At 61.3% G+C, this 18,048-nt stretch carries 15 protein-coding genes and 1 pseudogene; 5 read left to right on the top strand and 11 right to left on the bottom strand.

The features are described from left to right. Positions 1–16: 16 nt before the first annotated feature. From K5I40_RS04575 to K5I40_RS04565, 3 genes are all read left to right on the top strand, one after another. Complete coding sequence (locus tag K5I40_RS04575) at positions 17–1,096, top strand: HlyD family secretion protein (protein WP_138369131.1); 1,080 nt, start codon at positions 17–19, stop codon at positions 1,094–1,096. Further along, positions 1,093–2,469, top strand: a complete 1,377-nt coding sequence (locus K5I40_RS04570; RefSeq protein WP_223075780.1) for an efflux transporter outer membrane subunit — start codon at positions 1,093–1,095, stop codon at positions 2,467–2,469. Before K5I40_RS04575 ends, K5I40_RS04570 begins: the two co-directional genes overlap by 4 nt. 98 nt (positions 2,470–2,567) lie before the next feature. Next, entirely contained in the window at positions 2,568–3,227 is a 660-nt protein-coding gene (locus K5I40_RS04565) for an O-methyltransferase (protein WP_223075781.1), read from the top strand. 428 nt (positions 3,228–3,655) lie between these two features. Here the strand turns inward: K5I40_RS04565 and hrpA are convergent, their stop codons facing one another. After that, positions 3,656–7,558: an ATP-dependent RNA helicase HrpA gene (gene hrpA / locus K5I40_RS04560; protein WP_039028527.1), complete on the bottom strand. Its 3,903-nt coding sequence runs from the start codon at positions 7,556–7,558 to the stop codon at positions 3,656–3,658. Between the two features lie 203 nt (positions 7,559–7,761). Here hrpA and azoR point away from each other — a divergent pair, with 203 nt between their 5' ends. After that, positions 7,762–8,367 (top strand): FMN-dependent NADH-azoreductase, encoded by a 606-nt coding sequence (gene azoR / locus K5I40_RS04555; protein ID WP_138369136.1) that lies wholly within the window; start codon positions 7,762–7,764, stop codon positions 8,365–8,367. A 272-nt stretch (positions 8,368–8,639) separates the two neighbouring features. Next, positions 8,640–8,792: a Hok/Gef family protein gene (locus K5I40_RS04550; protein WP_039028525.1), complete on the top strand. Its 153-nt coding sequence runs from the start codon at positions 8,640–8,642 to the stop codon at positions 8,790–8,792. Between the two features lie 89 nt (positions 8,793–8,881). Here K5I40_RS04550 and paaY read toward each other — a convergent pair whose 3' ends face one another. The 10 genes and pseudogenes from paaY to paaD form a co-directional block, all read right to left on the bottom strand. Next, the gene (gene paaY / locus K5I40_RS04545; RefSeq protein WP_039028524.1) at positions 8,882–9,478 is read right to left on the bottom strand and encodes a phenylacetic acid degradation protein PaaY; all 597 of its coding nucleotides are present in this window, start codon (positions 9,476–9,478) and stop codon (positions 8,882–8,884) included. Between the two features lie 10 nt (positions 9,479–9,488). Next, positions 9,489–10,424 carry a phenylacetic acid degradation operon negative regulatory protein PaaX gene (paaX, locus tag K5I40_RS04540; protein ID WP_223075782.1) on the bottom strand — a complete coding sequence of 312 codons (936 nt, stop codon included), beginning with the start codon at positions 10,422–10,424 and terminating at the stop codon, positions 9,489–9,491. An 87-nt stretch (positions 10,425–10,511) separates the two neighbouring features. Further along, positions 10,512–11,828 carry a phenylacetate--CoA ligase PaaK gene (gene paaK / locus K5I40_RS04535; protein WP_139565263.1) on the bottom strand — a complete coding sequence of 439 codons (1,317 nt, stop codon included), beginning with the start codon at positions 11,826–11,828 and terminating at the stop codon, positions 10,512–10,514. Positions 11,829–11,880: 52 nt separating this feature from the next. Then, positions 11,881–13,086, bottom strand: a complete 1,206-nt coding sequence (gene pcaF / locus K5I40_RS04530; RefSeq protein ID WP_223075783.1) for a 3-oxoadipyl-CoA thiolase — start codon at positions 13,084–13,086, stop codon at positions 11,881–11,883. Next, positions 13,086–13,508 (bottom strand): hydroxyphenylacetyl-CoA thioesterase PaaI, encoded by a 423-nt coding sequence (paaI, locus tag K5I40_RS04525; protein ID WP_039028520.1) that lies wholly within the window; start codon positions 13,506–13,508, stop codon positions 13,086–13,088. The genes pcaF and paaI overlap by 1 nt, the downstream gene beginning before the upstream one ends. Then, positions 13,498–14,919 carry a 3-hydroxyacyl-CoA dehydrogenase PaaH gene (gene paaH, locus K5I40_RS04520; RefSeq protein WP_223075784.1) on the bottom strand — a complete coding sequence of 474 codons (1,422 nt, stop codon included), beginning with the start codon at positions 14,917–14,919 and terminating at the stop codon, positions 13,498–13,500. The genes paaI and paaH overlap by 11 nt, the downstream gene beginning before the upstream one ends. A gap of 1 nt (position 14,920) precedes the next feature. Next, on the bottom strand, positions 14,921–15,706 hold the full coding sequence (gene paaG, locus K5I40_RS04515; protein ID WP_223075785.1) for a 2-(1,2-epoxy-1,2-dihydrophenyl)acetyl-CoA isomerase PaaG: 786 nt from the start codon (positions 15,704–15,706) through the stop codon (positions 14,921–14,923). Between the two features lie 2 nt (positions 15,707–15,708). Next, positions 15,709–16,474: pseudogene (gene paaF, locus K5I40_RS04510) on the bottom strand (2,3-dehydroadipyl-CoA hydratase PaaF). After that, positions 16,471–17,541, bottom strand: a complete 1,071-nt coding sequence (gene paaE, locus K5I40_RS04505) for a 1,2-phenylacetyl-CoA epoxidase subunit PaaE (RefSeq protein ID WP_039028516.1) — start codon at positions 17,539–17,541, stop codon at positions 16,471–16,473. Before paaE ends, paaF begins: the two are co-directional and overlap by 4 nt. 7 nt (positions 17,542–17,548) lie before the next feature. Continuing rightward, positions 17,549–18,046 (bottom strand): 1,2-phenylacetyl-CoA epoxidase subunit PaaD, encoded by a 498-nt coding sequence (gene paaD / locus K5I40_RS04500; protein WP_039028515.1) that lies wholly within the window; start codon positions 18,044–18,046, stop codon positions 17,549–17,551. Positions 18,047–18,048 lie beyond the last annotated feature (2 nt).

The following is an 18,048-nucleotide window of genomic DNA, read 5'->3' as shown; positions in this document are numbered from 1 at the left end:
TGTTTCTGGAGAAGTTATGAGTCAGCAGGATGCCGCTAAAGAGCAGGCCAATACCCGTAATAATCTGCGCGTGGTGTCAGTGTTCGCCGCTGCCGCCATCGGCATCGTCGGCGTGCTGGTGATCCTCTACGCCTGGCAGCTACCGCCGTTTACCCGCCATGTCCAGTTCACCGATAACGCCTACGTGCGCGGCCAGACCACCTTTATCAGCCCGCAGGTGAACGGCTATATCACCGAGGTCAAGGTGCAGGATTTTGAGCGGGTGAAGAAAGGCGACCTGCTTTTGCAGATTGACGACCGCATCTACCGCCAGCGCGTGCATCAGGCCGAGGCCCAGCTGGCGATGAAGGTAGCCACCCTGAACAACAACCTGCAACAGCGCAAAAGCGCCGAGGCGGTGATCCAGCGTAACGATGCGGCGCTGAAAAACGCCCGGGCCCAGAGCCAGAAGACCCAGGCCGACTTAAAGCGGGTGAAGGACCTGACCGCCGACGGCTCGCTGTCGATTCGTGAGCGGGATGCCGCTCTGGCAAGCGCCGCCCAGGGCAGCGCCGACATCGACCAGGCAAAGGCCACGCTGGAGATGTCGCGCCAGGATCTGCAAACCGCCATTGTTAACCGCGCCGCGCTGGAGGCGGATGTCGAGAACGCGAAGGCGGCGCTCGAACTGGCGCAGATCGACCTGCAAAACACCCGCATCGTCGCCCCGCGCGACGGCCAGCTCGGGCAGATTGCCGTGCGCTTAGGGGCCTACGTCACCGCCGGAACCCATCTCACCACCCTGGTGCCGCCGCAGCACTGGGTGATCGCCAATATCAAAGAGACGCAGCTGGCGAACCTGCGCGTCGGCCAGCCGGTGAAATTCACCGTTGATGCCCTGAACGATAAAGCCTACGAGGGCCGGGTGCAGAGCATCTCCCCGGCGACCGGGGTGGAGTTCAGCGCCATTACGCCGGATAACGCCACGGGGAACTTCGTCAAGATTGCCCAGCGTATTCCGGTGCGCATCGAGGTGCTCGGCAAGCCGGAGGAGTCGGCCCTGCTGCGCCCGGGGATGTCGGTGCAGGTGACGATTGATACCCGGGAGGCAAAATGATCCGCCGCCCACTCGTTGCCGTGATGATTGCCGCCGCCCTGAGCGGCTGTCAGTCGGTGGATGTCGCCCCGGCAAAACCGACGTTGCAGATCCCCGCCCAGTGGCGAGCCTCGAGTGGCCCAGCCAGCCCGGCAGAGCAGATGTGGTGGCGCAATTTTCACGACAGCCAGCTCAACCACTACGTTGACCAGGCCCTGCGCAACAACAGCGACGTGCTGATCGCCCGGGAGCGGATCAACGAGTATCAGGCCCGGGTGTATGCCGCCGACGGCAGCCTGTTTCCGACGCTGGATGCTGACCTGAGCGCGGGTCGCGCCCGCTCCCAGTCGGCGGCGACCGGTTTGCCGGTTTACGGCGCGCTCTATAAAGGCAGCCTGACCGCCAGCTATGACGTGGATATCTGGGGCGTGAACCGCCGCACCAGCGATGCCGCACAAGCGACCCTCGAGGCGCAAAAGGCGGCCGCGGCGGCAGCGGATCTGACCGTGGCGTCGTCGGTGGCATCGGGCTACGTCACCCTGCTGGCGCTGGACGAGCAGCTTAAGGTCACGCAGTCGACCCTGAAAGCACGGGAAGAGGCCTTTAACCTGGCGCAGCGGCAGTATCAGACCGGCTATAGCTCGCGCCTGGAGCTGATGCAGTCCGACTCGGAACTGCGCTCGACCCGGGCCCAGATCCCGCAGGTGCAGAACCAGATTGCCCGCCAGGAGAATGCCCTCAGCCTGCTGCTCGGCAGCAATCCGGGCTCCATTGCCCGCAGCGCGGATTTCGACACCCTGACGCCGCTGCGTATCCCGTCGCAGCTGCCGTCATCACTGCTTAATCGTCGGCCTGATATTGTGCAGGCGGAACGCCAGCTTATCGCGGCGGATGCCACTCTTGCCGCCTCGCGCGCCAGCCTGCTGCCGTCGATCAACCTCACGGCGACGGGATCGATTCAGGATCGCACCCTGCCCGGCCTGCTGGATAACCCGCTGGAGCTGTGGAGCATCGGCGGGAGTATTCTGGCCCCGCTGCTGAACCGCCAGGCGCTGAACGCCCAGGTGGATATCGGCCAGTCCCAGCGCAACCAGGCGCTCTACAGCTATGAGAAAACGGTGCGTAACGCCTTTAAAGAGGTGAACGACAGCCTGGATGCCATCGCCCGTTACGGCGAGCAGCTCACTGAGCTGGTGGCGCAGCAGGATGTGGCCCAGGAGACATTGCGCATCGCCCAGAACCGCTATAACAACGGCTATTCGTCTTATCTGGACGTGCTGGACGCCCAGCGCACGCTGTTCTCGGTGCAGACCAGCGTGGTGCAGGCGAAAAATAACCTTCTGCTGGCGCAGATCGATCTGTATAAGGCGCTGGGCGGTGGATGGTCGGTGTAAAACGCCCGGCGGCGCTGCGCTTGCACGGGCTTACGGATTTCGTAGGCCTGGTAAGCGCAGCGCCACCGGGCAATGCTCTCACACTAAGGGGTCAATCTATGCAACAACAGTGGTCTGCCGTAGATAATTACATGATTTCCGAGCTTATTCCTCATGATGAGGTGCTGCAGAAGGTCCTTGAGAATAACCAGCGAGCAGGTTTACCGGCCCACGACGTCGCCGCCAATCAGGGGCAACTGCTGGCGCTGTTTGTGCGCATGTCCCAGGCGAGGCGCATTCTGGAGATTGGCACGCTGGGAGCTTACAGCAGCATCTGGATGGCGCGCGCCTTGCCCGCTGATGGCAAGCTGATCACCCTGGAAGCCGACCCGGCGCATGCCGCCGTTGCGCGTCAGAATATTCATCTGGCGGGGCTGGATCAGCGTATCGAGCTGATTGAAGGCCCGGCCCTGCTCTCCCTTGAGCGCTTCGATAACATCCCGCCTTTTGACCTGATTTTTATTGATGCCGACAAACCCAATAATCCTGGCTATCTGGAGTGGGCGCTGCACTACTCCCGGCCGGGGACGCTGATTATCGGCGACAACGTGGTGCGCGACGGGGAAGTGATCAACGGCCAGAGCGACGACGCCCGCGTGCACGGTGTGCGGCGGTTTATCGAGATGATCGGTGACAATCCGCGCCTGACCGCAACCGCGTTACAGACGGTAGGTGTGAAGGGTTGGGATGGGTTTACGCTGGCGCTGGTGAACGGGTAAAAACCGCCGGGCGGCGCTACGCTTGCCCGGCCTACAAAACCCGGCCCGTCAACTTTTAACGCAATGAGAGAGTATCACGGGAATCATGACTTACAGCGGCACCCTTGTCCGGCTGAAAATCGCCGAAGCGTTTCCGGAAGGCCGGGGCGAGGCGCAGGGATGCGCCGAGAGGGTATAGCCTGCAGGGATGCAGGCTGGTGCCCGACCCGAAAGCCTGAAGGAATAAGCTGAGGGCACCGCGAAGCGGCGATTTTCTTGCCGGGAGCCCGGGTAGCCAGGGTGGTGGCGATTGAGCCACCCTGGCACGTTCACAGGTTCAGGATTAACAGAGAAGCAAGAAACGTAAGGTGAACGGAACTACCACCGGTGCCACATGCATCCGCAAAAACCATGTAGGCCCGGTAAGCGCAGCGCCACCGGGCAGGGTTTTACCCTGAGATCTGCTCCATCGCCTGCAAAATACGCTTATCGGAGATCGGATACGGCGTCCCAAGCTGCTGGGCAAAGAAGCTGACGCGCAGCTCTTCGATCATCCAGCGGATCTCCTGGACGTCTTCGTCATCGCGGCGGGCTGGCGGGAGCTTGTTCAGCCACTGCTGCCAGCGCTGCTGCACCGCTTCCACCTTCAGCATCTGCGCCCGGTCGCGGTGCGGATCGATCGCCATCTTCTCCAGACGCTTTTCAATCGCCTGTAAATAGCGCAACGTATCGCCTAAACGCCTGTAGCCGTTGCCGGTGACAAACCCGCGATAGACCAGCCCCGCCATCTGCGCTTTCACGTCCGACAGACCCAGCGCCATGGTCATATCCACCCGCCCTTTCAGGCGTTTATTGATGTTGAACACCGCAGTCAGGATCTGTTCGACCTGCTTCGCAATGTTGACCACCGTCTCGTTGAGTTCGGCGCGCACCTTATCGTGCAGCTTCGCAAAGCCCTCTTCCGTCCACACCGGGCCGCCCGCAGCGTGGATCAGCTGATCCACGCCGCAGGAGATGCAGTCGTCGATCAGATCCAGCACCTTGCCGTACGGGTTAAAGTAGAGCCCCAGCTTGGCTTTGTTCGGCAGCTTCTCATGCAGATACTTGATCGGCGACGGGATGTTTAACAGCAGCAAACGGCGCAGCCCGCGCCACATCGCCTGCTGCTGCTCCTGCGGATTATCAAACAGCTTGATCGCCACGCTGTCGCGCTCGTCCACCAGCGCTGGCCAGGCTTTCACCTTGTAATTGCCGCGCTTCTGCTCGTAGCTTTCCGGCAGCTGACCAAAGCTCCAGATATGCAGCCCGCTCTGCTCGATTCCGTCGTCGGCCACGGCAGACAGGGTCTCCTGTACTTTACCTTTCAACGCCTCTTTCAGATCGGTGAGGGAACGGCCTTCCTGCAGCTTTTTGTTTTTGTCGTCCACCACCCGGAAGCTGATTTTCAGGTGATCGGGCACCTGATCCCAATGCCAGTCCTCCCGGTCGATGGTGACGCCCGTCATGCGGCGTAGCTCGCGCTCCAGGGAATCCAGCAGCGGCAGCTCCAGCGGCGTGGCGCGCCCCAGGAACGCCTCGGCATAGTTCGGCGCAGGCACAAAGTTACGCCGCACCGGTTTGGGCAGCGATTTAATCAGGGCGATAATCAGCTCGCGGCGCAGGCCGGGAATTTGCCACTCAAAGCCGCTCTCCTCCACCTGGTTGAGCAGCGGCAGCGGGATGTGAACGGTGACGCCGTCGGCATCGGTCCCCGGCTCAAACTGGTAGCTCAGGCGCAGCTTGAGGTTGCCCTGATGCCAGAAGTTCGGGTAATCCAGCTTGCTGACCTGTTCCGCCCCCTCTTTAATCAACATGCTCTTTTCAAAGTTGAGCAGGTCCGGGGTCTCGCGGCTGACCTTTTTCCACCAGCTGTCGAAGTGGCGCGCAGAAACCACGTCGTGGCTGATGCGCTGGTCGTAAAACTCAAACAGCGTCTCGTCATCCACCAGGATATCGCGACGGCGGGTTTTGTGTTCCAGCTCCTCCACTTCGCTGCGCAGCTTGAGGTTTTCGCGGAAGAAGGCGTGACGGGTCTGCCAGTCGCCCTCCACCAGCGCGTGGCGGATAAACAGTTCACGCGACAGGGCCGGATCGATCTGGCTGTAGTTGACCTTACGCGCGGCCACCACCGGCAGGCCGTAAACGGTGACCTTCTCGGTCGCCATCACCGCCCCCTGCGCCCGCTCCCAGTGCGGTTCACTGTACGAGCGTTTCAGCAGGTGCTGCGCTACCGGCTCGACCCACTCCGGGTCGATACGCGCGGCAATGCGCCCCCACAGGCGGCTGGTCTCCACCAGCTCGGCCACCATCGTCCACTTCGGCGGCTTCTTGAATAGACCTGAACCCGGGAAGATAGAGAACCGGGCGTTACGCGCCCCGGTGAACTCCTGCTTGTCGGCATCTTTCATACCGATATGCGACAGCAGACCGGTCAGCAGCGCGATATGAATTTCGCGGTACTCCGCCGGCTCGCTGTTCACCGGAATGCCCAGCTCCTTCACCACCTGGCGCAGCTGGGTGTAGATGTCCTGCCACTCGCGCACCCGCAGATAGTTGAGGAAATCCAGCTTGCACTGACGGCGGAACTGGTTCGACGAAAGCGCTTTCTGCTGTTCGCCGATATAGTTCCACAGGTTCACAAAGGCGAGGAAATCGGACTCTTTGTCGTGGAAGCGGCGGTGCTTCTCGTCCGACGCCTGCTGCTTGTCCATCGGACGCTCGCGCGGATCCTGAATGGAGAGCGCCGAGGTGATGATCATCGCCTCGCGCACGCAGCCGTGTTTTTGCGCCTCCAGCACCATACGCGCCAGACGCGGGTCCACCGGCAGCTGGCTGAGCTGGCGGCCCATTGGCGTCAGCTTGTAAACGGTGGCCTGCTCGTCGGTGGTGATCGCCCCCAGCTCCTCCAGCAGGCGCACGCCGTCCTGGATATTGCGCTTGTCCGGCGCTTCCACAAACGGGAAAGCGGCGATGTCGCCGAGCCCAAGAGCGGTCATCTGCAGAATGACCGATGCCAGGTTGGTACGCAGAATTTCCGGGTCGGTAAACTCAGGACGCGACAGGAAATCGTCTTCCGAATAGAGACGAATACAGATCCCTTCCGAGACGCGTCCGCAGCGGCCTTTACGCTGGTTGGCCGAGGCCTGGGATACCGGCTCAATCGGCAGGCGCTGCACCTTGGTGCGGTAGCTGTAGCGGCTGATGCGCGCCGTGCCGGGATCAATCACATATTTAATGCCCGGTACGGTAAGGGAGGTTTCCGCCACGTTGGTCGCCAGCACGATGCGGCGGCCGCTGTGGGACTGGAACACCCGGTTCTGCTCGCTGTTGGAGAGACGCGCGTACAGCGGCAGGATCTCGGTATGGCGCAGGTCGCGCTTGCTGAGCGCGTCGGCAGTATCGCGGATTTCGCGCTCGCCGCTCATAAAGATCAGAATATCGCCCGGGCTTTCATTCCCCAGCTCGTCCACCGCGTCGAAAATGGCCTGCAGCTGATCGCGCTCGGTGTCGTCGGCGTCTTCCACCATCGGGCGGTAACGCACTTCAACGGGATAGGTACGACCGGAGACTTCGATAATCGGCGCGTTGTTGAAATGGCGCGAAAAACGTTCCGGATCGATGGTCGCCGAGGTGATGATCACTTTCAGATCCGGACGACGCGGCAGCAGCTCGCGCAGGTAGCCCAGCAGGAAGTCGATGTTCAGGCTGCGCTCGTGGGCTTCATCGATGATGATGGTGTCGTACTGCATCAGCATCCGGTCCTGCTGGATCTCCGCCAGCAGGATCCCGTCGGTCATCAGCTTGACCATGGTGTTGTCGCTGACGTGGTCGCTGAAGCGCACCTTATAGCCGATGCAGCCGCCCGGCTCGGTTTGCAGCTCTTCGGCAATTCGGTTTGCCACGGTCCGCGCCGCCAGACGACGCGGCTGGGTGTGACCGATCAGCCCCTTCAGCCCACGCCCCAGCTCCATACAGATTTTTGGCAGCTGGGTGGTTTTACCGGAGCCGGTCTCCCCCGCCACAATCACCACCTGGTGATCGCGCACGGCTTCGAGGATCTCCTGCTTTTTCTGGCTGACGGGCAGGTTTTCCGGATAGACGATCGCCGGGCGCGCGGCTTCGCGCAGCACGACCTTACCTGCCGCCTGTTCAATCTCTTTCGCCATCTCCTGGAAAATGGCCTGTTGTGCATCAGGATTTTTAACCTTCTTCACCCCGTGCAGACGGCGGGCAAAGCGCTGTTTGTCACGCAGCATCAGCGTATCAAGCTGTTGCATAAGCATCGGGAAGGTTAATTTCTGTTGTTCTGTCATAGCGTTAACGGGCAGTGCACTGCCGGATAAAATCTCTTTTTAATGATTGATATAGAGTACCACATTGACGGTTTTTGCGCCTTATTCAAAAATTTCGAACATAGGCTTCGATATATTGCGCTATCCCTGCGACAGGATTGTGAATAGAGTGTCATCAAGCAACGGGGTAACCCCCCTCATCAAATACAACAAAGGAATCACCCATGAGCAAAGTATTAGTTCTTAAATCCAGTATTCTGGCAGGGTACTCTCAGTCTGGTCAGCTGTCTGATTATTTCGTTGAACAGTGGCGTGAACAGCACAGCGCTGACGAAATCACCGTCCGCGATCTGGCCGCTCAGCCGGTACCGGTACTGGATGGCGAACTGGTTGGCGCGCTGCGTCCGAGCGATGCTCCACTGACCCCACGTCAGCAGGAAGCGCTGGCGCTCTCTGATGAGCTGATTGCCGAGCTGAAAGCGCACGACGTGATCGTGATTAACGCGCCGATGTACAACTTCAACATCCCGACGCAGCTGAAAAACTATTTCGACCTGGTGGCGCGTGCAGGTGTAACCTTCCGCTACACCGAGAAAGGACCAGAAGGTCTGGTGACCGGTAAACGTGCGATCGTGCTCTCCAGCCGTGGCGGTATTCACAAAGATACCCCAACCGACCTGGTTGCCCCGTATCTGTCCCTGTTCCTGGGCTTCATCGGTATCACCGACGTGAATTTCGTGTTCGCTGAAGGTATCGCTTACGGTCCGGAAGTGGCGACGAAAGCCCAGACCGACGCCAAAGCCGCTATCGACAGCCTGGTTGCTGCATAAGATTTCCCACTCCCACCGCCCGGTGGGAGTTTTTTTATTTCCCCTGCTGTCCCCTGCATTTACGAGACGCCTCGTAGAATCAGCGCTGTAATCTGCGCATCTTCAAAGAAATCCTTATTATGCCGGCGGGTGCTTGAGGCTGTTCAACCTCAGGCAAACTTGCCGTAGGCTGGACAGTAAAAAGCCCCAGGAGATTTTTCAATCCACCTGGGGCTACCATCCAAAACCTAGCAAGTTGGATGTTAGCCCCTTCTGAGCAAGGAGGCAATAACATGCTGACAAAGTACGCCCTTGTGGCAATTGTGGTGCTGTGCTGCACAGTGCTGGGATTTACGCTTCTTGTACGCGAAACCTTATGTGAGTTGAGCGTAAAAGAACGTGGTATGGAGTTTAAAGCTGTTCTCGCTTACGAATCGAAGAAGTAGCTAAAACGCGGGGAGCAATCCCCGCGTATCCCATTAGCAGGCTGGATCTCAATGCACCTTTTAGCCCTCTCGGATGAGAGGGCTAACTCTTAGCTGGCCGATTTCGGCCGCAGGTTTTCGTCAAACACCAGCCGCTTACGATCCGGCTCCGCCTCGTGCAGCGGTTCGACCTGATGCATCGTCTGTTTGCAGCGATCCACCAGAGTCTGATATTCGCGGGTGCCCTGCTTTTTCCACGCTTTTTCCTGCTCGCTGAGCACGCGGATGGCTTTGGCCGGGCTGCCGATAATCAGATAGTCGGCAGGCATTTCCGCCTTCGCTTTCACAAAGGCCGCCGCGCCGACGATGCTGTTTTCGCCAATTACTGCTCCGTCCATGATCACCGCGTTCATTCCCACCAGCGCGTTACGTCGGATCACGCAGCCGTGCAGAATGGCACCGTGCCCGATATGCCCCTCCTCTTCCACCACCGTGTCCTGCTCGGGGAAGCCGTGCATGATGCAGTTATCCTGAATGTTGGCCCCGTCTTTGACGACGATGCGCCCGAAATCTCCGCGCAGGCTGGCGTTAGGCCCGACATAAACCCCCTTGCCGAGGATCACGTCGCCAATCAGCACCGCCGTCGGGTGGACATAACTCTCTTGTGGCACAACCGGTGTCAGACCATCGATTTGATATACAGGCACATAACCTCCGTTACGCGGGCGTCAGGCCACCGAAGCGCTGCCAGTAAGAGGTGCCCGGCGACGGCAGTTCGCCGACCGAGGTTTCCCCTTTCTCACTGACAAACGCCAGCGCCCCTGGCGCCACGCGCTGATAAATGTTGATGCACAGCTGGCGGGCCGTCTGGCCTGCCCAGTGTGACGGGAGTAACTCTTCCGGCAGGAGCGGATCCTTGAGCACCACCCGGCGATAAAAGTGGATCAGCAGCAGCTGGATCTGGAAGCAGCGCTCCGGCGTCAGCTCCTCCGGCGTGGCCTCGCGCAGCAGAGGTAGCACCGGACGGAACGAGTCGATAAAGGTTTCATACATCAGGTTCTGCTCGCTGAGCTGCCAGCACTCCTCCACCCGGGCGCGCAGCGCGGCGCGGGAGAGCGCCAGCGGCGAGTGGGCCTCAAAGCAGATAACGTTGTCCGCCACGCCCGCTTCATGCAGCAGCGTCTGTACATCTGCCAGCTGTTGCGACGGCGACGCCATCAGGCTCGGCGCCAGGGTGCCAAATCCCTGCCAGATCAGCTGCTTTTTCACATCTGCCAGGGTGGCTTTGTCCATCCCTTCGGAGAGCAGCAGCAGCCACTTGCCATCCCAGGCCGGAAGCTCGGCGCGGTAAATTTTGGTCTCGGCCCGGCGGGTTAAGCGCAGCCCTTTGTCGCTCAGCCGGTAGAAGCTGCGGCGACCGATGCGGACCACATCCAGCCAGCCCTCCTTGTTAAGACGGAACAGCGCGGTACGCACGAAGCGTTCGCCGAATCCCATTCCCTCCAGCAGAGCCGCCAGGCTTCCCAGCCAGACTTCCCCCCCGCGATGGGACAGGGCATCACCGTACAGGGAGGAGATCAGCGAGGTGCCGCTGACGGGAACGGAGCTGACCGCGTGCTGGATAAAGGCGTCGAGTTTACTCATGTGATTCATTCTGTTGTGATTATTTTGTCGGATGAATCATAGCATAGCCCCGCAAGCCTGACCCTCCCCAATACGGAGAGGGCCAGCAGGTCAGGATCAGCCGTTGGCGGCAGCCTTGCGCAGGTCGAAGACGCGGCAGGCTTTGCCCTCGGAACGCGGGATGCTGCCGCAGTTCACAATGGTCACGTCGGTGGAGATCCCCACCATCGATTTAATGCGGTGGCGCAGCTGATGGCAGACGTTGCAGCGCTGCTCGTGGGTCAGCGTCAGGCTGCTCTCTTTCAGCTCCACTTTCACGGAAAGCGAATCAAGATGACCGCGACGGTTCACCTCAAGCTGGTAGTGCGGCGACAGGTGTTCAAACTTGACGATCTCCTCTTCCAGCTGGGACGGGAAGACGTTCACGCCGCGAATAATCAGCATGTCGTCGCTGCGACCGCTGATGCGATCCATGCGGCGCATGGTGCGGGCGGTGCCCGGCAGCAGACGGGTCAGGTCGCGGGTGCGGTAGCGGATCACCGGCAGCGCCTCTTTAGTCAGGGTGGTGAACAGCAGTTCGCCCTGCTCACCGTCCGCCAGCGGCGTGCCGTCGTTCGGGTTGACGATCTCCGGGTAGAAGTGATCTTCCCAGATGGTCGGGCCGTCGGCGGTTTCGATACATTCCATCGCCACGCCCGGGCCCATCACTTCCGACAGGCCGTAAATGTCCAGAGCGGTAATGCCGAGGCGTTTTTCGATTTCGCGGCGCATCGCCAGAGTCCAGGGTTCAGCACCAAATACGCCGACGCGCAGGGAGCATTTGCTGGCATCGCCGCCCATCTGGCGCTCAAGCTCTTCGATCAGGTTAAGGCAGTAGGATGGCGTCACCATGATCATGTCCGGCTGGAAATCACGGATCAGCTGGGCCTGCTTCTCGGTCTGGCCGCCGGACATCGGGATCACCGTTGCCCCCAGGCGCTCGGCACCGTAGTGCGCGCCCAGCCCCCCGGTGAACAGGCCGTAGCCATAGGCAACGTGAATTTTGTCTTTCGCACTGCCGCCCGCGGCGCGCAGGGAGCGGGCCACAATGTTGGCCCAGTTATCAATGTCGTTTTGCGTGTAGCCGACCACGGTCGGTTTACCGGTGGTGCCGGAGGAGGCGTGAATACGCACCACCTGCTCCATCGGCACCGCGAAGGTATCAAACGGATAGTTGTCGCGCAGATCCTGCTTGGTGGTGCACGGGAACTTGCGGATATCCGCTAACTCTTTGAAATCGTCAGGGTGAACGCCCGCCGCATCAAACTTGCGTTTGTACATCGGGACGTTTTCATACGCGTGTTTTAAGGTCCACTTCATGCGCTCGGTTTGCAGGGCCTGCAGCTCATCAAGGGAGGCGGTTTCGATGGCATCAAGCGCTGTTGTCGATGTCATTGTCGTTGCAGTTGTCGTTGTCATAGTAGGGTACTCACATTTTTATAATTGTTCAGACACGCTCAAGGATCATGGCAATGCCCTGACCGACACCAATGCACATCGTACACAGCGCATAGCGCCCTTTACGACGGTGCAACTCGTTGCTGGCGGCCAGCGCCAGACGGGCTCCGCTCATCCCCAGGGGATGGCCTAAGGCAATCGCGCCACCGTTAGGGTTAACGTGCGGCGCATCGTCCGCCAGCCCCAGCTCGCGCAGGACGCCCAGCGCCTGGGAAGCAAAGGCTTCATTCAGTTCGATAACGTCCATATCGTTGATGCTCAGCCCGGCGCGCTCCAGCACGCGGCGGGTGGCGGGCACCGGACCCAGCCCCATCAGACGCGGCTCAACCCCGGCGGTGGCCATCGCCACGATGCGGGTACGCGGGGTTAAGCCCTGCGCCGCCGCCATCTCTTCGCTGGCGATAATCAGCGCCGCGGCACCGTCGTTCACGCCGGACGCGTTACCGGCGGTGACCACGCCGCCCGCGCGGAACGGGGCTTTCAGACCGGCCAGCATCTCCAGAGTGGTGTCCGGGCGCAGATGTTCGTCATGCATCACTTCGGTGACTGCCCCTTTCTTGCCCTTAATCATCACCGGCACAATCTCCTGGGCCAGAATGCCGTTGGCCTGGGCCTGAGCGGTACGCTGCTGGCTGCGGAACGCGAAGGCGTCCTGGTCTTCCCGGGAAATTCTTAACAATTCCGCTACATTCTCTGCCGTTTCCGGCATGCTGTCAGAACCAAATTGCTGCGCCATGAGCGGGTTCACAAAACGCCAGCCGATGGTGGTATCAAAAATTTCATTCTGGCGCTGGAAGGCGCTGGTGGCTTTGCCCATCACAAACGGCGCGCGGGACATCGACTCCACGCCCCCGGCAATCATCAGGTCGCCATCACCGGCGCGAATGGCGCGGGCCGCGAAGCCAATTGCATCGAGACCAGAGCCGCACAGGCGGTTCAGGGTGGTGCCGGAGACGGTCTGCGGCAGCCCGGCCAGCAGCAGGGACATGCGCGCCACGTTACGGTTGTCTTCCCCCGCCTGGTTGGCGCAGCCAAAGATCACATCGTCGATGCGCTCCGCATCCAGACCCGGGTTACGCGCCAGCAGCTCACGCAGCGGAATAGCGCCGAGATCGTCCGCGCGAACCCCAGACAACGCACCGGCATAGCGGCCGATGGGGGTACGGATCCCGTCACAAATAAAGGCGTCACGCATTATGCTTCTCCTGTGATCGTGCCGCCGATGCGGTGGGATTTCCCACGGAACAGGGCAACGGTTTTTTGTTGTTGGTTAACGATTTCAATGTCGTACACGCCGGTCAGCTGGCCCTGATGACGCACCTGCGCTTTCGCGGTGAGCCTGTCACTGGCAAACGCCGGGCGAACAAAATCAATGGTGCAGCCCGAGGCCACCGCCGCCAGCCCCTGGCTGTTGCAGGCGTAGGCGAAGGCGGTATCGGCGAGGGTAAAGAGCTGGCCGCCGTGGCAGGTTTTATGGCCGTTGAGCATCTGCGGCGTGACGGTCATGGTCAGCACCGCGACGCCGTCATCCATCTCGATAATGTCGATGCCATAGGCCTGGGCGCAGGCATCGTTTTCATACATGGCGCGGGCGTTGCGCCAGGCGTTATGACTCATAGCTACTCTCCAGAAGCGCGCGCTGGCGCAGCAGGGATGAAGGACGGTAACGCTCTTCGCCGTAGTGGCGTTGCAGGTTTTCCAGAAGGATAAGCAGACGCTGCCAGCCAAGCTGTTCTCCCCACGCCAGCGGACCGCGCGGATAGTTCACCCCGAGGCGCATGGCGGTATCGATATCCTGTTCGCTGGCGACCCCTTTTTGCAGGGCGTCGAGGGCTTCGTTGACGATCATCGCCACCGTGCGCCAGATAATCAGGCCCGGATAATCCGCCACCTGCAGCACGCGCTTGCCCTGCTGCTGGAAATAGCCCACCGCTTTCAGGGTGGCGGCGGTCGGGTTGCTGGCGGCGGCGGCAATCACCGTCACGTCGGCCTCCTGTCTGTCGAACACCACCACCGGCTGGGCGTAGCGGTTCGCCAGCGCCTGGGCGGTCTCACCCTGAGTTTCAATCAACAGTACGCCGCCGATATCGGTGACACCGTCACTTCTCTTTTGCTGTTGCGTGACACTGTCACTACCAGCGACATGCTCAAACCAGTTCACCGCAGGCTTTTCGTTGCGCCAGTTGTAGACGCCCTGCCCGCTCTTCTTACCGAAACGCCCGGCCAGCACCAGCTCCTGCTGCACCAGCGACGGCAGGAAGCGGCGCTCCTGCCAGAAGGCGTTGAAAACGGAACAGGTGACGGCGAAGTTGACGTCCTGGCCGATCATGTCGGTCAGCTCCAGCGGCCCCATCGGGAAGCCAGCACCTTCGCGCAGCGCGGCGTCGATAACTTCCGGCGCGGCAACCTGCTCTTCCAGCGCGCGCCAGGCTTCAGCGTAGTACGGACGCGCCACGCGGTTAACGATAAAGCCCGGCGTGGAGTGGCAGCGCACTGGCTGCTTGCCCCAGCGTGTTGCCAGTTCCATCAACTGGGCCACCACCTCTTCAGAGGTCGCCAGCCCGCTCACCACTTCCACCAGCTTCATCACCGGTGCCGGGTTAAAGAAGTGCAGCCCCGCCACGCGCTCAGGGTGGCGCAGGTCGGCGGCAATGGCGGTAATGGAGATGGACGAGGTGTTGCTGGTCAGCAGCGTTTTCGCCGGGCAGATCTCTGCCAGCTGAGTGAACAGCGCTTTTTTGACCGCCATCTGTTCAGAGGCGGCTTCAATCACCAGGTCCGCCACCGCCAGCGAATGAATGTCAGTGACCGGCACCAGGCGCAGTAGCGTCTGTTCAGCGTCGTGTGCGCCCAGCTTGCCGCGCGCTACGCGGGATTCGAGACGGCCGCGGATGCCGTCGATGGCGCGGGAGATGGCATCGGCGTTGATGTCATACACCAGAACCGGATGCCCGTGGCTGGCCGCTACTTCGGCAATGCCTGCGCCCATAATGCCGCTGCCAATGACCGCTACGGTATGAATCGTCATCTTATTTCCCCGTAAACTGCGGTGCGCGTTTGTTGAGGAAGGCGCTGACCCCTTCGCGGTAGTCGGCGCTGCGCCCGGCCAGGCGCTGATAGTCGCGCTCCAGATCCAGCTGCGCGTCCAGGGTGTTGGTTTCCGCGGCGTTGATCGCCTGCTTGATCAGACCTAAGCCAAAGGTCGGCTGCGCGGCCAGATGCACGGCCAGCTGGCGGGCGGTGTCGGTCAGTTCGGCGTCGTCCACCACCTGCCAGATCATCCCCCAGGCGTGCGCCTGCTCGGCGCTGATTTTCTCGCCCAGCAGCGCCAGGCCCATCGCCCGGGCGCGGCCCGTCAGGCGCGGCAGCAGCCAGGTGCCGCCAGAATCCGGCACCAGACCGAGCTTGCTGAAGGCCATCACAAAGTTCACCGAGCGGGCGGCAATGACGATGTCGCAGCCCAGCGCCAGGGTTGCTCCGGCACCGGCGGCCACACCGTTCACCGCGCAGATCACCGGCTTGGGCAGTTTTGCCAGACGGCGCACCAGCGGGTTGTAAAACTTCTCCACCGACATCCCGAGGTCCGGGGCCGGACTGTTCGGGTCGACGTTACGGTCGTTCAGATCCTGCCCGGCGCAAAAACCGCGACCGGCACCGGTGACCAGCAGGCAGCGCACGGTATCGTCGCGCTCCGCCTGCTTCAGGCACTCCGCCAGCTGCTGGTGCATCTTCTCATTGAAGCTGTTGAGACGCTCCGGGCGGTTCAGGGTGATGGTCATTACGCCCTGCTCAACGTGACTCAGAATGAAATCCATGGTTAGCGTCCTTTAAATTCGGGGGTGCGTTTTTCAAAAGGCGTCGATCCCTTCCCGGCGATCGTCGGTGGCCGCCAGCAGGGTAAACAGCTGACGCTCCTGGGCCAGCCCGGCCTGTAAGGCCACTTCCTGGGACTGGCGCAGCGCCTGCTTCGCCGCCTGCAATGCCAGCGGGGAGTGGCGCGCCATCAGCGCCGCCTGCTGCAGGGCATATTCCAGGGACAGGGATTCAGGGTAAATATCGCTCACCAGTCCTGCCGCCAGCGCCTGACGGGCGGTGATGCTCTCCCCGGTCAGGACCATTTTGCTGGCAAGGGATTTACCCACGCTGCGGATCAGGCGCTGGGTGCCGCCTGCGCCAGGCATGATGCCTAAGGTAATTTCCGGCAGACCGAAACGGGCATTCTCCCCGGCGATGACCACATCGCACAGCAGCGCCAGCTCGCAGCCCGCGCCCAGGGCATAGCCGTTTACGGCGGCGATCAGCGGCTTGTTGAAGGCGTTGATCCGCGCCCACAGCTGGGGGCGAATGTCGTTGAGGGTGGCGGGCAGATCTTTTTCCGCCATCTCGTTGAGATCGGCCCCGGCGGCGAAGAAGCGTTCGTTCCCGGCAATCACGCACACCGAGATTTCGCTGTCCGTCGCGGCGGCTTCAAGGGTAGTTGCCAGCTCGCCCAGCAAGGCATTGTTCAGCGCGTTGCGGGCCGCCGGGCGATTGAGGGTCAGGTGCAGCACCCGTCCGTGACGGGCGACAATCAGGTCGCTCATGCCATCCCCTTCGCGTCAAAGTCCACCACCACGTCGCTGGTCAGCGGCAGGGCCTGACAGCTCAGGACGTAGCCCGCCGCCAGTTCATCCGGCTCGAGGCTGTAGTTGGTGACCATATCCACCTTGCCGCGCACCACTTTGCATTTACAGGTGGCGCAGACTCCGCCCTTACAGGCGTAAGGCAGATCGGCACCCTGACGCAGGGCGGCGTCGAGAATGCTCTCGTCGTCGGCGGTGAGGGTAATTTCACGGTCGCGTCCGTCCTGGCGCACCGTCACTTTCTGTCCTTCGGTCTGCACCGTATGGGTACGCTTGACGGTCGAGCCCGGCGTATTGAAGCGCTCGAGGTGCAGCGATTTTTCCGGCATGCCCAGCGCTTTCAGCGTCTGTTCGGCTTCGTCCATCATCGCTGCCGGGCCGCAGATAAAGGCTTCGTCAAACTGGCTGAAGTCGATTAAGTGTTTGCCCAGCGCCTGTAGTTTTTCACCGTCGATGCGCCCGTGCAGCAGCTCGCTGTCCAGCGTCTCCTGGCTGAAGATGTTGACCACCTGCAGGCGGGTCGGATAGCTGTCCTTCAGGTCGGCCAGCGCCTGGCGGAACATCATGCTCTGGCTGCTGCGGTTACCGTAGATCAGCGTGAAGTGGCTGTTCGGTTCGGTTGTCAGGGTGGTGGCAATGATCGCCAGCATCGGGGTGATGCCGGAGCCCGCGGCAATCGCCAGATAGCAGCCTTCACGTTCAGCCAGCGGCTGATAGCCAAAATGCCCCTGGGGCACCATCACCTCCAGCGCCATTCCCTGTTTGATCTCATCCCGGGCATAGCGCGAGAAGCGGCCGCCGTCGATGGCTTTCACCGCCACGCTGATTTCGCCGGTACGGGCGCTGCGGCAGATGGAGTAGCAGCGGCGCAGCTCTTCGCCCGCAAGATGGGCTTTCAGCGTCAGATGCTGGCCCGGACGGAAGCGATACGCCTCCTGTAAAGCCTGGGGAACCGCGAAGGTGATGGTCACCGCATCGCGGGTTTCGGGTTCCACTTTTGCCACCGTTAAGGAATGAAACGTTGTCATGGCGACCTCAGATACATTTGAAATAGTCGAAGGGTTCACGGCAGCTGTCGCAGCGATACAGCGCTTTGCAGGCCGTGGAACCAAATTCACTGATTAAAGTGGTGCGGGTGCTGGCGCAGCGCGGACAGGTCACCTCGGCAGGCAGATGCGCGTGGCAGCTGTGTCCGGCCGGGGGGCTGATGCCGTACTGACGCAGGCGCTCCCGGGCGTCCGGGGTCATCCAGTCGGTAGTCCATGCCGGGTCGAGCTGGATGGTAATCTGCACCGGGGCATAGCCGTGGGCGGTCAGCGTGTCGCGGATCGCCCCCATCAGATGGTCGGTGGCCGGACAGCCGGAATAGGTTGGCGTAAAGCCGATGGCCCAGCCTTCACCCTGCGGGGTAACGCTGCGCACCATGCCCAGATCGGTAATGGTCAGCACCGGGATCTCCGGGTCCGGGATCTGGCTTAACAGAGACCAGATCTGCGGGACGGCGGCGGGTGCGAGTTCGACGGCATGCTGCATAG

The organism is Leclercia sp. LTM14, from assembly GCF_023736175.1.
GTDB lineage: Bacteria > Pseudomonadota > Gammaproteobacteria > Enterobacterales > Enterobacteriaceae > Enterobacter > Enterobacter barmai.
This window is presented reverse-complemented; position numbering and strand designations above follow the sequence as displayed.

Excerpts from the sequence above, each read along its gene's own strand:
- K5I40_RS04565 (WP_223075781.1), top strand. The coding sequence starts at position 2,568 with ATGCAACAACAGTGGTCTGCCGTAGATAATTACATGATTTCCGAGCTT.
- paaI (WP_039028520.1), bottom strand. The coding sequence starts at position 13,508 with ATGAGTCATAACGCCTGGCGCAACGCCCGCGCCATGTATGAAAACGAT.
- paaX (WP_223075782.1), bottom strand. The coding sequence starts at position 10,424 with ATGAATCACATGAGTAAACTCGACGCCTTTATCCAGCACGCGGTCAGC.
- azoR (WP_138369136.1), top strand. The coding sequence starts at position 7,762 with ATGAGCAAAGTATTAGTTCTTAAATCCAGTATTCTGGCAGGGTACTCT.
- paaG (WP_223075785.1), bottom strand. The coding sequence starts at position 15,706 with ATGGATTTCATTCTGAGTCACGTTGAGCAGGGCGTAATGACCATCACC.
- paaE (WP_039028516.1), bottom strand. The coding sequence starts at position 17,541 with ATGACAACGTTTCATTCCTTAACGGTGGCAAAAGTGGAACCCGAAACC.
- K5I40_RS04570 (WP_223075780.1), top strand. The coding sequence starts at position 1,093 with ATGATCCGCCGCCCACTCGTTGCCGTGATGATTGCCGCCGCCCTGAGC.
- paaH (WP_223075784.1), bottom strand. The coding sequence starts at position 14,919 with ATGACGATTCATACCGTAGCGGTCATTGGCAGCGGCATTATGGGCGCA.
- pcaF (WP_223075783.1), bottom strand. The coding sequence starts at position 13,086 with ATGCGTGACGCCTTTATTTGTGACGGGATCCGTACCCCCATCGGCCGC.
- K5I40_RS04575 (WP_138369131.1), top strand. The coding sequence starts at position 17 with ATGAGTCAGCAGGATGCCGCTAAAGAGCAGGCCAATACCCGTAATAAT.
- paaD (WP_039028515.1), bottom strand. The coding sequence starts at position 18,046 with ATGCAGCATGCCGTCGAACTCGCACCCGCCGCCGTCCCGCAGATCTGG.
- hrpA (WP_039028527.1), bottom strand. The coding sequence starts at position 7,558 with ATGACAGAACAACAGAAATTAACCTTCCCGATGCTTATGCAACAGCTT.
- paaK (WP_139565263.1), bottom strand. The coding sequence starts at position 11,828 with ATGACATCGACAACAGCGCTTGATGCCATCGAAACCGCCTCCCTTGAT.
- K5I40_RS04550 (WP_039028525.1), top strand. The coding sequence starts at position 8,640 with ATGCTGACAAAGTACGCCCTTGTGGCAATTGTGGTGCTGTGCTGCACA.